General features: G+C 55.2%; 12 protein-coding genes. 3 read left to right on the top strand and 9 right to left on the bottom strand.

Annotation, left to right across the window (positions count from 1 at the left end):
* Positions 1–104: 104 nt before the first annotated feature.
* Positions 105–2,165, bottom strand: coding sequence for a beta-galactosidase (locus ANT_RS04005; protein WP_013559228.1), 2,061 nt, complete (start codon positions 2,163–2,165; stop codon positions 105–107).
* 107 nt (positions 2,166–2,272) lie between these two features.
* Between ANT_RS04005 and ANT_RS04000 the strand changes: the two genes are divergently transcribed.
* On the top strand, positions 2,273–3,592 hold the full coding sequence (locus tag ANT_RS04000) for a nickel-dependent lactate racemase family protein (protein WP_013559227.1): 1,320 nt from the start codon (positions 2,273–2,275) through the stop codon (positions 3,590–3,592).
* A 63-nt stretch (positions 3,593–3,655) separates the two neighbouring features.
* Here ANT_RS04000 and ANT_RS03995 read toward each other — a convergent pair whose 3' ends face one another.
* A complete protein-coding gene (locus ANT_RS03995) occupies positions 3,656–4,384 on the bottom strand; it encodes an endonuclease/exonuclease/phosphatase family protein (protein WP_013559226.1) in 729 nt (242 codons plus the stop codon).
* Between the two features lie 161 nt (positions 4,385–4,545).
* Here ANT_RS03995 and ANT_RS03990 point away from each other — a divergent pair, with 161 nt between their 5' ends.
* Positions 4,546–6,729, top strand: coding sequence for a hypothetical protein (locus tag ANT_RS03990; RefSeq protein ID WP_013559225.1), 2,184 nt, complete (start codon positions 4,546–4,548; stop codon positions 6,727–6,729).
* A gap of 82 nt (positions 6,730–6,811) precedes the next feature.
* Positions 6,812–7,189: a nuclear transport factor 2 family protein gene (locus ANT_RS03985; protein WP_013559224.1), complete on the top strand. Its 378-nt coding sequence runs from the start codon at positions 6,812–6,814 to the stop codon at positions 7,187–7,189.
* 73 nt (positions 7,190–7,262) lie between these two features.
* Here the strand turns inward: ANT_RS03985 and ANT_RS16050 are convergent, their stop codons facing one another.
* The 7 genes from ANT_RS16050 to ANT_RS03955 all read right to left on the bottom strand — a co-directional run bounded on the left by ANT_RS16050 (position 7,263) and on the right by ANT_RS03955 (position 13,449).
* A complete protein-coding gene (locus ANT_RS16050) occupies positions 7,263–7,727 on the bottom strand; it encodes a hypothetical protein (protein WP_013559223.1) in 465 nt (154 codons plus the stop codon).
* A 15-nt stretch (positions 7,728–7,742) separates the two neighbouring features.
* A complete protein-coding gene (locus ANT_RS03980) occupies positions 7,743–8,261 on the bottom strand; it encodes a DUF4405 domain-containing protein (RefSeq protein WP_013559222.1) in 519 nt (172 codons plus the stop codon).
* A gap of 134 nt (positions 8,262–8,395) precedes the next feature.
* Positions 8,396–8,947: a hypothetical protein gene (locus ANT_RS03975; RefSeq protein WP_041454608.1), complete on the bottom strand. Its 552-nt coding sequence runs from the start codon at positions 8,945–8,947 to the stop codon at positions 8,396–8,398.
* Positions 8,948–9,113: 166 nt separating this feature from the next.
* A complete protein-coding gene (locus ANT_RS03970; protein WP_172634560.1) occupies positions 9,114–9,923 on the bottom strand; it encodes a transposase in 810 nt (269 codons plus the stop codon).
* Positions 9,924–10,037: 114 nt separating this feature from the next.
* The gene (locus ANT_RS03965) at positions 10,038–11,273 is read right to left on the bottom strand and encodes an ABC transporter permease (RefSeq protein WP_013559220.1); all 1,236 of its coding nucleotides are present in this window, start codon (positions 11,271–11,273) and stop codon (positions 10,038–10,040) included.
* Entirely contained in the window at positions 11,270–12,025 is a 756-nt protein-coding gene (locus ANT_RS03960; RefSeq protein WP_013559219.1) for an ABC transporter ATP-binding protein, read from the bottom strand. The genes ANT_RS03965 and ANT_RS03960 overlap by 4 nt, the downstream gene beginning before the upstream one ends.
* Positions 12,022–13,449, bottom strand: coding sequence for an efflux RND transporter periplasmic adaptor subunit (locus ANT_RS03955; RefSeq protein WP_013559218.1), 1,428 nt, complete (start codon positions 13,447–13,449; stop codon positions 12,022–12,024). The genes ANT_RS03960 and ANT_RS03955 overlap by 4 nt, the downstream gene beginning before the upstream one ends.
* Between the last annotated feature and the right edge of the window lie 134 nt (positions 13,450–13,583).

Below are 13,583 nucleotides of genomic sequence, written 5' to 3'. Positions count from 1 at the left end.
AAGCAGGCATTTCCCGAGACCGAATTTGGCGTTAACGATATTTAATTATACACAGCCTCCCTCCAGGAAAGCGTGAGGAAAAATTACAGATTTATTACAAATAATTACATTTGTTTATCCGAATTTGCCAAAATAACCCTGACCTCAAACGGTTTCAGTGTCAGGAGGGCTTTTCCTTCGCGCCACTCCAACGGTAATCCCAGCAAATCCTCCCCCCACTGCCCCGGCAGAGAAATCTGTGCGGTGACAGTTTCAGCAGTTGGGTTGGTAAGGAACCAGGCTTCCCTGTTACCAGAGACGCGACTGCGTACCAGCACATTTCCTATCCGTTGAGGATGAACCCCAAACCACTCCATAAGACGATGCACAAAAAGGCGCGATTCCAGTTCAACATGCGCAAAGGCGCTGTGTCCCACGACCGTACCAATCAGCCATGCCTGACCACGTACCCCCACCCGGAAAGAACCTGCCGGACGTCCACGATACCAGAACACCGGCTGACTGCCCTGGTTTTCGTACTGCTGAATCAGCCAGTTAGCGCGCACCCGCAAGCCCTCCATGGGACCGCGCCCTTCGAGATAGCCAGGCTCATCGGCACCTCCCTGACGCTTTCCGGCTATTGACCAGCGGGGGGATTCCTCAGGTTCACCAATCAGACGCTGATTCACCACCCGCACGCCAAAGAGATAGCGCAAGAGGGGGGAGAACTCGCCGGAAACCGCCCAACCATCTTCATTTAGCATCCCTGCGCCTACTTCACTGACCAGATTGCCCCCCGCAGAGACATAAGCCGAAAGACGGCGGGCGGTTTCATCCTCCAGTGCCAGCGGGAAAGGTAAAACGAGCGCACGGTAACGTTCTGCCAGGGACTCATCCACCAGACTGGCAGGGACAAAGTCCATTGGAAAGCCCTCTTCCCACAACAAGCGATGCCATCCGCGCACACTGTAGTGGTAATGCTCCCCCATACCGGGCAGGGATTCACACACCCGCCGGTTCAGATCATCCAGCACAATCCCCACCTGCACATCGGCAAGATGCCCCTGCGTGAACAGGTCTGCATAAGGTTCGAGCGCCTTTGCCAGCAAAGCCGCTTCCCGCAGGCGTGGCGAGGACTCGCCCTCGCTTTCGAGCAGAGAAAAACCGCGCCCGTACGGATTCATCCCCGGGCGAACGCCCGAAAAGAGCACACCCGCCGCTCCGGTGCTGAGAGCCGTCAGCACCCAGCGGCGCAGTTCTTCCGGAGAGAGCGGCTCTTCTGCCTGCCAGAGAGTTTGCTCAGCCCCTGCCTGTAAGGGAGCAAGCCAGAACCCTTGCTCATTTTCCCCCAGCCTTCGAGAATGGTCTCCCACAAATGCCACGGAAAGCATCCGGGCAAGAACGGTTTCCTTCTGACGGATGTGCTTTTCGGGATGAGCCGCGGCATCATCCCAGGGATGTACCGCCTGCCGTGTAGGGAAACAGGAGACACCGGGAAAATCGGCTGGCACTTCTCTGCCTTTCCCTTCCAGCAAAAAAGAACCCACCGCACGCCCGCGTGGATCTGCCAAGCGGATTTCCTTAACCAGGTGGTTCATCTGCTCTGTTTGCAAATCTTCCAGAAAAGCGTGCCAAGCAACCTGTTGAGGCACATCCTCTGGACGCCATTTTTCCGGTTGGATATCTTCCCAGTGGCTAAATGCCGTCTTCCAGCGCCCGTTGAGGGTGCTCAAACTGCCAAAATGGTCTTCCAGCCATTGGGCAAAAGACTGAAGAAGTGAGGATGTGTCATGGGTAACCCCTGACCAGTCCACTCCCCACACCGCCACTTCCGTCCATGCGCCCCAGCGCTCGACAACTCCGCGCACAAAGCCCAGCCAAGCCTCAAAGGACTCGGGATGATAGGCAGGATGGGAAACCCAGGCAGGGACATGCTGGCTCTGAAAAACAGGGAGAATTTCCATCCCTAACTGGCGGGCATGTTCGAGCCAGGACTCGTAGACATCCCATTGCCAATCTCCCTGAGCCGGTTGCAGGATTGCCCAATTCACCGGAAACCCCACCAGACGTATGCCTTGCTGGCGCAGAATCTGGATATCCCGCTGAAGTTCATTCGGCGAAGGCGCCGGTTCCCGATATAAAACCACCCCAAACGGAAAACGGGTAGAAGGCTCAATCATGCTCATGTTCTTTTCCTTGTGGGTAAGATTGGGTGTAATTTTACCCCGCTTGTCAGCGAAAATGAGTGTATGATAAAGAATATCCCCGAAAAAGATCTCATGGAGGAATCCTCATGAATCCTTCTCCCATCATTTCCCTTCCCTGGGGGAAAGACACCCTCACCCTTGAATTACCTCCCACCTGGCACCTGTTGGGAGTGCTGGGACCTTCCCCCCTGCCCGGCGTGTCCAGCCCAAAGGAAGAAACCGCTCGCAGTCTGCAAGAGGTCATCGGCAGTCCACCCCTGGCGGAACTGGCACGGGATGCCAAACGTGTAGTGGTGGTGACCGACGACGGCAGTCGTCCCACGCCGGTAGCGCAAATCTTCCCCGCCGTGATGGCAGAACTGGAGCGCGGCGGTATCTCCGCTGAACAGGTGACGGTGATTCCCGCTCTGGGAGTACACCGCCCCATGCAAGCAGAGGAAGTCGCTCAGCGCATCGGCGGGGAATGGATGAGCCGCGTGCAGTGGGAAAGCCACGACTGCGATACCCCCGAGCGCCTTGCCTTTTTGGGCACCACTTCCCGAGGGACGCCGGTTTACATCAATAAAACGGTGGCTGAAGCAGACTTAATCGTCTCGATTGGCTGTATCGAGCCGCACATCATCGCCAGTTTCGGTGGAGGATATAAGAATCTCATCCCCGGTGTGGCAGGACGCGCCACCATTGCCCACAACCACGGGCTGAACTGCCACCCCGACACTTTCAACATGGTGGGACAGCCCATTGAACATAACCCCATGCGTCTTGACCTCGAAGAAGGCGCGCAGATGCTGAAAGGCAGGGTGTTTATCGTCAATGCCGTGCTGAACAGCGCGCTGGAAGTGGTCAAGGTGGTCAGTGGGCATCCCATCCACGCCCACCGCGCCGGGACGCAGGTGAGCGCGCAAATTTACGGCGTGCCCATCCCTGCCCAAGCCGACGTGCTCATCACTGCATCGTATCCTATGGATCAGGACTTGCGGCAGGGAGTCAAAGCCCTGGCGAATACCATCCGCGCGCTCAAACCCGGCGGAGTGATGATCACCACCATTCGCGCGGAGGAAGGCGTGGGGGTGTTTGGGCTGGCAAACCGAAAACTGCCGGTTGGGCGCAAAGTGCTGAAATTGCTGGCGCCCCTGCTCTTGCCGCGCGTCCCCAAACTTAAACTAAAAGGCATGGGAGAGGAAGATAAATTCTTCCTGTACTTTGCCCTGCAAGCCATGCTCCACGGCACGCTTCTGCTTTATGCCCCTACCATCCCGCAGGAAATTCATGAACGCCTGCCCTTCGTCTCGTTTGTTCCCAATGTACAAACCGCGCTGGAACTGGCGAAGAAACGCTTCCCGGAAAAAGCCAGTGTGCTGGTCTTCCCCCAGGGCGGGATGACCTACCCCATACTGCCGCAATAGAGTGAAAAGCATTTGACGGTCGCTCAGGCGGAGGTTTTCCCCTCCGCCTGAAATTTTTACTGGCTACACCATGCGGTTTGGATATTTTGGAACGAACTCCACCATCACCGGACAGTGATCGCTGTACGCCAGCCACTCCCCCGGATTACCCACTTGGACGCTTTTCAGCCGCCGAATCCAGCGCGAGGGGATGAACACATAGTCAATATGCCCTGCCTGTTCGGTTTTACGTCCGTGAAAGAACGTGGGATGGGTTTCATTTCCACTCTTTTCACCGGTGGCGAAGTGATAAGCGCTGATCAACCCCAGAGTGTGCAGATTTGCCGCCAGCACGGCGTGACTGCCGACGCGTCCCCGCGGTGCAGTGCGCTGATTGCTGTTGAAATCCCCCAGAATCACCGTGTCTGCAGATAAGATGAACTCCCGATACACTCCCAGTGCGCGGTACGCCTGCCCGCTGTACGCCAGCCGCCAGTCGGCGTGTTTCATTGTCCACACGGCAATCACATGAAACGGAATCGGGGCTTCGACTTCAACGGGAATGGCATAGTGAATAGAGGTATCGAATCCCTCTTTGACTCGAAAGGACGTTTGCGTCCACGAGAAAATGCCCACCCCGCGGGTGGGTTTTTCCCCATACCAGAAGGTATGGGTGGGCGCATTGCCCTGCTTCCAGGAAATGCGCTCGAGGCTTTCGCATTCCTGCACCACTGCCAGATCCGGCTGAAGCGCGGCTAATGCCGGATACTTTCGGCGGAAAGCCCCCTGACAATTCCAGGTAACCAGTTTCATCTAAAGGGATTATACCGACTTTCTTTCTCTTCATGACCAGATGAGAAATATTCCCCATATCCTTTGGACAAATTGTGTGATAATATGATAATGTAAATCAAATATGTTTATTTTTCACCAATTCGGGTGAAAAAAGCCTATCCCAAGATTGGAGGCTCTGGATGGTCGAAGAATTAAGCAAAAACAAATACCGGACGCTGCGCGTCCACGTGCGATTCCCGGATCGAGCCGAGGGAGAGAAAACCCCACCGATCCGGGTTTATTTGTTCGACTCGCAGGGCGCCCTCGCCGACAGCCAACCCCTCACCGAAGAGACCGTGAGTTTGCGCCTTCTGCCCGATCAGAACTACCGTTTGTATGTCGGCCCTGACCTGCTGGGAGGGGAGAAAACCCCACCCAAAGACCTGATAGCTCAACTGGTGAAAGCCAAAGCCATTTTACAGGATGTGATTGCCCGTCTGAAGCCCTCATTGATTGACATCGCCATCTCCAAAAGGATTTATCTCTGCTGGTGGAAGTACTGCGTGGTGGTGCGGGGAAACGTGCGCAAGCAACTCAGCCCGGGAAACTACGCCACCATCTGCCAGGGAACGGTCAAAATTTACGAAGTGGATTTCCTCTGCTACATTGAACGCCTGCCCTTCCCGGAACTGGAGAAACTGCGTGACGACCTGCTGGATTTGCTTCGCCCGCGCCCATTCCCGCCCATCCCTGAACCTTTCCCGTTCCCCTTCCCCGAACCCCAGCCGCCCATCCCGCCTCTTCCCGGGCCCGGTCCTGACCCCGCACCTTTCCAACGCGTGTCGCTGGTCTCCCAACCTCTGGTAGAAAACGCCCTTTCCAGCACCACGCTGATGAAGAGTTCGGCAAATCTTTCTGAAGCGGTGACACAACTTTCTATCCTGAAGGGAGAGGCTCTCCAACAGGCTTTCATTAAACACAAAGTCATCCTTGCGCCGTATCTCTGTCCCCTGTTGCCGGATTTCTGGTACTGCCTGAAACTGCTGGCAGAAGTGCCCATTCAATCAGATGGCTCTTTCTACAAGGAATTGTGTTTCTGGTGTCCCTCGGATATCCCCGACCTGTACTTCCGGGTGACGCAGAACATCGGCGGTACAGAAAAAACCGTCTATAGCCCGCGGATTTCATGCAACACCTACTGGAACTACAATGGCACCCCGCCGATTCAAATCACCGTCACCGACCCCGAAGCGGTTGCCTGTCTGGAAGACCCCGACCGTCCCATACCCGGCGATGAATTGTACGTCTGGCCCACCGCCATCGGCAACATGGATCTGCGCAACATCACCGGGCTGGAAAGCAACCCCGCTGTTGTTACTCCCGCTACCGGACTGGTAAATGGCACTACCCCCTGGGCAGGGACACTGGCACTGCAAATGGTCTTTGACCCTCGTCTGAAGACCCACAGCAACGTGCGCTACTACCGCTGGTCGTACAAATTTGAGGGCGACACCGACTTCACGCCAATACGAAACACGGTAACTCACCGTTACATGGTGGTGACTTACGCCCCGCTGACCATCCATCTGGTGCCGGTGACTCTGGGTCCCAAAACGGTGAACGGGGTGAATAACCTCTTCGAAGTTCCCGACCCTCATCCGGGCGACGGCTGGGTCAATATCAATGACCCTTATGACCGACCTTTTGCCTACTTCGACAGCACAGGCAACCACCTGCCGCCCTTTACCTACATCGACAGCGCCTCGGTTGCCCGCCGCACCGGATTGGTAACTTTACTTCTGGAAATGTTCGACGCCAACGGCAACCTGGTGCCCTGCGCCAACCTGGGCGGAAGCGGAGCGTTCAAGTTCGTCCTGCCCGACCTCACCACTCCCGATAAATACACCAGCGTCCTCACGGCAAACAACATCACCCCGCAAGGGCAACTGATGTTCCGGGTACGGGTGGACAACAATGACACCGAGGCACTCCTGCCCAACGTGCGCACCCCTGCCGGTACGGCTGATGCCTGCGGTTTCCTGCGCTTCAACTTACCCACCGATGTAGTTTCAGTGGATTACATTGCCCGCCATCCCAATTCCTTCCTGACCTGGTCGCTGAGCATCTCACGCGGGTTATGCGGTGGAGTCGCCTCTACCAGCGGTACAGGCAGTTCCCCCGCCGTGCCACCCCCGCCAAATGCCACCTTTGCCAATACCGCCTCACACCTGCTAAGAGCGCTGGGCGGAAGTTGCAGTACCTGCAATGATGGCGCGGCATTCGCCGTCAATCTCTTCGCCTATGCCACGGCTACAGACGGCTATGGGCGTCAATCACAATATGATCGCCACGCCGCTATTGCCTTCGCGCTCATCAAGAGTTAGCGAATCTTCATTTCTGAATCAAGCGACAGTCCTGCACCCCTGCAGGCTGTCGCTTTGCATTTTCAAGGGAGAAAGGTCGCATATGAACCTGACAGGAAAAGAAAATACGACCATTGAAATCATCCTTTGTTTCAACGAGGCACTTAATCAAGGCAATGTGGACGGGATGATGAACCTCATGAGCGAGGATTGTATTTTTGAAAACACCTCTCCTGCCCCTGACGGCAGTCGGTATCAGGGTAAAACCTCGGTACGGCTGTTCTGGGAGCAGTTCTTCAAAGCCTCTCAAAATCCGAAAATCGAGATGGAAGAGATCTTTGCCTGCGGAGATCATGCCGTCATGCGATGGGTCTATACCTGGCAGGATGGAACAGGAACGGCTTTCCACATTCGCGGTGTGGATGTATATCTGATTCGGGATGGACGGATTGCACAAAAACTCTCGTACGTAAAAGGCTGATTTTCACCCTTAAATTGGCTCAGCCTCCCGGACAGAGGAGGCTGAGCGTTCCGAAGGAGAGAGGAGGAATAGACTAACTCGCCGGCGGTTCTTCCTTTTGAGCAGGGGAAGGTGTCTCAACTGCAGGGGCGGGCGGTGGAGTCACCGATACCGCAGAAGGTTCACTGCGTGAGCCAGCCAGTTTCCGTCTGCCCAGGAAATACCCTGCCAAAAACACCCCCGCCGTGACCAGCGCAAAGATTGCCAAGCGCGAGAGGATGCGGAGCGCGCCCAGTCCAAAAGAAACCCGTCTGCCGTGAAAATCGCCGCGGAAGTCTCCGCCCGGGCGAACGCCATTCCAATTGGGAGCGCCGTCAAAGCGTTTGAAATCATCGCTGTCCCCACGGGGCATACGATAGCCCTCCTGTAAAGCGGGTCTTCCCGCACGGAGCATGGCACCAGCCCAGCCCCGATTGACCACCCAGACCACCGCACCGGCAATGACGATAATAGAAGCCAGTACCACCAGAATTTTTCCAACCCATTTCAACACTTTCATCTCATAACCTCCCAATTAAGATTTACGATTGTGTTCAATCTCTACCGGTATGGGCTGCACCTGAGGTTTGACTGTACGCCATTGCAAAGAGGCAATTGGCGCCACCACGTACCGTTTGATCATCGAGACCACCCACTTCCAGTTGAGAGCAAAATGCAGAGCGGTCAACCATAAAACCAGATCTGCCGAGAGCGTGTGAAGCATGCGCCAGTCCTGGTTTTCCGGAACTGTGAGTCCCAGCACAGGCAACACTACCCGGGAAATCATCAACCCGCTGACCATCACGGCAATCATTGCCACCAGTAACAGAGCATCCACCACAAACTTGAGCCGTGAGATGTGGATAAGTTTGCAGAAGAAGGTTTTTAATACTCCGACCACCCAATCCCAGTGGAGAAACAGGTGGAGGATCAACGTTCCTGCCAGCGCTACCGAAAGCCACTCGTGAATCTCCAGACCGGTTAACTCGGGTTCCAGTGCCAGGAGGAAAGCCAAAAAAATTCCAGCATCGAGAAGAAAATTGATTTTGTTCATTCTTCGTCTCCAATCTCATCTGTAAATACAGGTCCATCTTACCGGCTGAAGATTTAAATTCGATGTAGAAACGGTTTAGATTTAAAAAATTCTAGATAAAAGTCCTCTAATCTGGGCGCTTTTTCCATTCAGATTTACCCTTCTGCAGCCCGGATTTCCAGCAACTGAATCAGCGGCTCCAGGAACAGGCGATTCATTCCCAACCCACGACGCTGTGCCATGCGGGTGGGGTCGGGTGTGATTTGCTGTCCATTCTGTTCCATCATCCCGGGAGGTGCGCCGGCTCCCATGCCCGCCTCCGGCGGCATCCCTCCCGGTCCTCCCATGGGCATACCGCCACCGCTTTGCGCGCGCTGGGCTACACGGGTGGCAATTTGTTCCTGAGTCAGCGTTCCATCTCCGCCAGTAGGTAGATTGAATTGAATACCGTACTGCTCCATCAAAGACCGTAAGTCATCCTGGGTAAGACTCAGCGCCTGAATTTGCTGGAGTTGTTCAGCGGTCAAGGATTCCTGAATCTGTTCATAAAGCGCCTGAATTTCTTCGGATGAAGCGGTATCGCTATTACTGAGTGACTTGACCGCTTTCCACAACGGGAGCAGGGTTTTGGCTTGCTCGGCAGTGACCGCCCACCCAGTACCTTCCAGTTTCAGAATACCCACCGCCAGGCGCGTTTCCAGCGGCATTTGAACGGGATCAGTGCTTCCTGCAGGTGCAGGTGTCTGTTCCGCGGCTGATTGAGCAGGAACAGAACTGCTTGCAGAACACGCACTCAAAGCAAAAGCCAACATCAGAATCAGGCTTAAGACTGTCAGATGCTCTGTTGCAAAGATAGGTTAGGAAGAGATACACCTAGCGGTGTATGTTGTAGACCAGTCCTTTGATAATCGGTTCTCGGTTTTGCAGGCTGCGTTTCCGCGAGCGGATGGCTTGCCCGAATTTGCGCTTGATGACCGAATTCACGGTTTCGGTCTTCCAGCGTTGACCATAGAGACCATCCAGGCGAGCCGCAGAGACAAGCTCGCTTCTTGCTCGTCGTTCAGGGGCCAGCAAATTTCCACCTCGCCGAACGGGTGGAATCAAGTCTTGAGGCCGGACAGTCCGACCATCGAACCCTGAATCGGCCAGCAAGACCCAAGCCCGACGTTTGGCAAACCGCCTGGCTTTGCGGCGCAGATAGCCCAGATAAGGGGCATCGCTACCTGGACCCCAGCCGGATTGCATCGCAAGGATGAATTGCGAGACAATTCCAACGGCATAAACGCCCTTCGCCCAGTGGCGATAGGCTTTTCCCGAACGGCTTTGGTAGTAAGAACTGGCCGGGCCGGGTGAGAAGCCGGTACTATCGGCAGCCACCCCTTCTTCTTCAGGCCGTCCGATTTCCTCGAGCAAGGTCTCGTTCATGCGCATCCAATCCGCTTTGCGTATCTTGGCGTAGGTACGTTGCAGGGTCGTATGATCGGGAACACGCGGTAATTCCAGCTCCTTACCAACCGCATCGCTTGCCAGCAGCCATTCTTCCATGTCGCGATAGCTGAGATTCAGGTAGAACATCAACAAAACACAGGCCCCCAACTGCGGCAACGTGAAGTGATGGGGACTCTTGGCATGTGAATACATCGGTAATGCTTGTTTGGCAAGCCGGTAGGCGATCCTCGCCACTCGGACGTATCTGCTTTCTCGTGTGGTCATACCGTATGTTTACCACATTTCAACCATGATTGCAACAGAGCAACTGTCAGATATTTTTTCCACATAATTCCTCCATTGAGAAAGTTATTCATGACGTAAAGCGACAATCGGATCCAGATCGGCGGCTTGCTTGGCGGGCAGGAAACCAAAGAAGACTCCCACCAACGCCGCAGAAAGGAATGAAATGCCAATCGAATAAGGCAGGACTACCGTGCGCATGCCCCCCAAACGTTCAAACAGATAGGCACCGCCCACACCTGCCAGAACCCCTAACAGCCCACCCACTAAACTGAGCAGTAATGCCTCCATGAGAAACTGGATTTGAATATCGCCCGGCGCCGCGCCGACCGCCTGACGCAAGCCGATTTCTTTCGTCCGCTCCGTCACGCTCACCAGCATAATGTTCATGATGCCAATCCCACCCACAATCAGCGAGACGCCTGCCACCCATGCCAGCAGAGTGCGGAAGGACTCGGTGGTGGATTCCTGTGTGGCGATGATGTCTGCTTGAGTACGGATAGTAAAGTCCAGCGAATCGGTAGTGACCTCATGCCGGTTTGCCAGCAGGTAGGTAATCTGTTCAATGACTTTATCCATATCGGCATGGGCATCTACCGAGACGATAATCTGGCGCACGCGGTCGCCCATGATACGGGCAAACTGTGCGGGCATGAACTTTTTGAAAACCAGGGTAATGGGTACATAAATCTGCTGGTCGAAATCCACCCCGGCAACCAGACCTTTCTCTGCCATAACGCCAATTACGGTTAATTTGATGGAATTGACCGTCACCGTCTGCCCGATGGGATCGGCTTCTCCAAACAGTTCCTCAGCAACCGTTTTACCCAACACCACTACTTTGGAGGCACGTTCCAGTTCGGTATCGTTGTAAAACCTGCCTTCCGCCACCCGTACATCACGAACGGTAGGGAAGTCCGGGGTTGCGCCAACCAGCATGACATCCTCTAATGAAGTATTCTCATACTTAACCGTCACGGCAGTTTGCTGTTCTACGGTGACACCCGCCACCCCCGAAATCCGCTCACGAATGGCTGTCATGTCGTCGTACACCAGGCCGCCGCGCATGGTCTGCGGCCCACCAGCAGGTCCGCCACGGCTGACCGCCGAGGAAATGAACACCAGATTACTCCCCAAACCATTAATGGCTTCGGATATGGTGGCTTCGGTACCTGCACTGATGGCTACCATGATAATCACCGCAGCAACACCGATGATGACCCCCAGCATGGTGAGGAACGAACGCAGTTTATTTGCCATCAAACTCTGCCAGGCAATCTTAAGCACCTCACTGAACATCATGATAGCCTCCCTTCCACCTGTGAAAGGCTCTGAGATTCCTGATGATGACCATTTTTGCGATCCGAAGCCAGTTTGCCGTCTCGAATCATCAGCACCCGCTGGGCATGGCGCGCCATGTCCGGCTCATGCGTGACCATCACAATCGTGCGCCCGCGCTGATTGAGAGTGGTGAGCAATTCGATAATCTCTTCGCTGGCATGGCTGTCCAGATTGCCGGTCGGTTCGTCTGCCAGAATGAGCAGGGGATCGTTGATCAGCGCCCGGGCAATCGCCACGCGCTGCTGCTGACCGCCAGATAACTGGTTGGGGTAATGGTGCGCGCGGTCTGCCAGTCCCACGCTTTCCAGAGAAGCCAGGGCTTTTTCCACACGTTCGGCATGGCTCAGACGTTCCTCCCGGCGGTACAGCAGGGGCAAGAGCACGTTTTCCAGCGCCGTCAAACGAGGCAGCAGATTGTAGGATTGAAAGACAAATCCCAGTTGCCGGCTGCGAATCTCCGCCAGTTGCGCGCGGTTGTACCCGCTGACATCTTCCCCCGCCAGAATGTACTGTCCTTCGGTTGGGCGGTCCAGGCAGGCAAGGATGTTCAGCAGGGTGCTCTTTCCCGAACCGCTCGGTCCCATGATGGCAACGAACTCGCCGGATTCGATGGTCAGGTCAATGCCATCCAGGGCTGTTACGCGGTTCTCGCCCGAGCCGTAAATCTTGACCAGTTGCACGGTCTGAATGATTGGCACCAACGTGTCCATCATTTTGTCTCCACTGTACCGGTTGTCACCACTTCACCCACCGACAAACCCTCCAGAATCTGGGCATAGGTGGCGTCTTTAATCCCTACGGTCACCACCCGCAAACGCGGTTTCCCGTCCGTCCCCACGACAAAAACGCCATAGGTGCCATCTCCCAGGTCGCGCAGGGCTTCTACTGGAATCAGAATGGCATTCTCAGCGCGGGCGGCGATGATATCTACAGCAGCGTTCAAGCCAGCCAGCAAGGGCTGATTCAGATTCATCTGACTCAGATCCAGCGCCACCACCCCTTTCAGCACCTTGTAACCGCCTTCAGAAACCAGACTGGGCGAAACCTGCTGAACCGTCCCCGGGAAGGTCAGGTCTGGCAGAGCATCGAAGACAACTTCCGCCGGGTAACCTACGGCCACCTTATCCATGTCGGTCTCATCCACGGCAAATTCCACCAGCGGATGGAGCAGGTCAATCAGGGTGATAAATGTCCCTGTTCCAACCGCATCTCCGGCTTCACCCGCCACCGAGAGCACCGTACCGGCAAAAGGCGCCCGCAGGATTGCCCCTTCATAGTTCTTTTTCGCCTGCTCATACGCCACCTGCGCATTCAGCACCTTGCTCTCGGCTTGCGCCAGGGTGGTTGGGTCTATCCCATTGTTGGCTTCCAATGTCGCCAGGGTAGCTTGAGCCTTCTCCAAATCGGCTTTAGCGATGACATACTCCGCCTGCGAGGCAGTGATTTCATAGTCATAGTAACCGGAGCAGTACCGATAATTGGCATACGCCTGATCCATGCTCTGCTTGGCAGGCAGTACCCGGGTAAGGTAATCCGCTCCGCTGGATTTGAGATCCTCGTAGCGTTCTTTGGCTTTGAGATAACTGTCGTAATAAGCCGTGGTGGTTTCCTCGGAGCAACGACTCTGTCCCGATTGTTTGAGCGATGCCTGAGCCGTCTGCAGGGCTTTCTCGGCAGTGGAAACTGCCAGACGGGCATTTGCCAGATTTTCTTCGCCGCTGGCTTTGAGGGTTTCCAGTTCCTGCTGAGCAAGCAAGAGCGTCACTTCGGCGGATTTCATCGCGGCTTCCAGCGAGGTGCGATCCGCCAGTTCTGCCAGCACCTGCCCTTCTTCCACCTGTTGACCCACCGAGACATACACCGCTCCCACCGTGCCGCTCACCGGGAAAGCCAGTTCGGCTGTCTTGCCTGCCGTCAGCGTGCCTGTGCCCGACGCTGAAACGACCAGGTTTCCCCGGCGTACCTGAGCCGTCTGCGTCCCGGTTGTGGTTGTAGCGGCGCTGGCGGTCTGCATGCGGGGCACCCACAGGGCAAAATATCCCCAGACTGCCAGCCCCAGTACCAACACAGCAACCCCACCTATTACCCATGACGGGATACGCTTTCCTTTTCCCTGACCAAACGTCTTCATTTTCATTCCCTTTCCTGAGTGCGTGGAATTTCGCCCTCATCATAGCCAAAAGGGATTTAGAAAGGATTTAGAAAAAATGAATTTATGGTATACAGAAAAAGGGAAAAACTTTTTTGAATTTAAAGCCCTTCTAAATCAAA

The sequence above is a fragment of the Anaerolinea thermophila UNI-1 genome, from assembly GCF_000199675.1.
Taxonomy (GTDB): domain Bacteria; phylum Chloroflexota; class Anaerolineae; order Anaerolineales; family Anaerolineaceae; genus Anaerolinea; species Anaerolinea thermophila.
The sequence above is the reverse complement of the archived record's forward strand: the minus strand, read 5'-3'. Positions and strand labels throughout refer to the sequence as shown.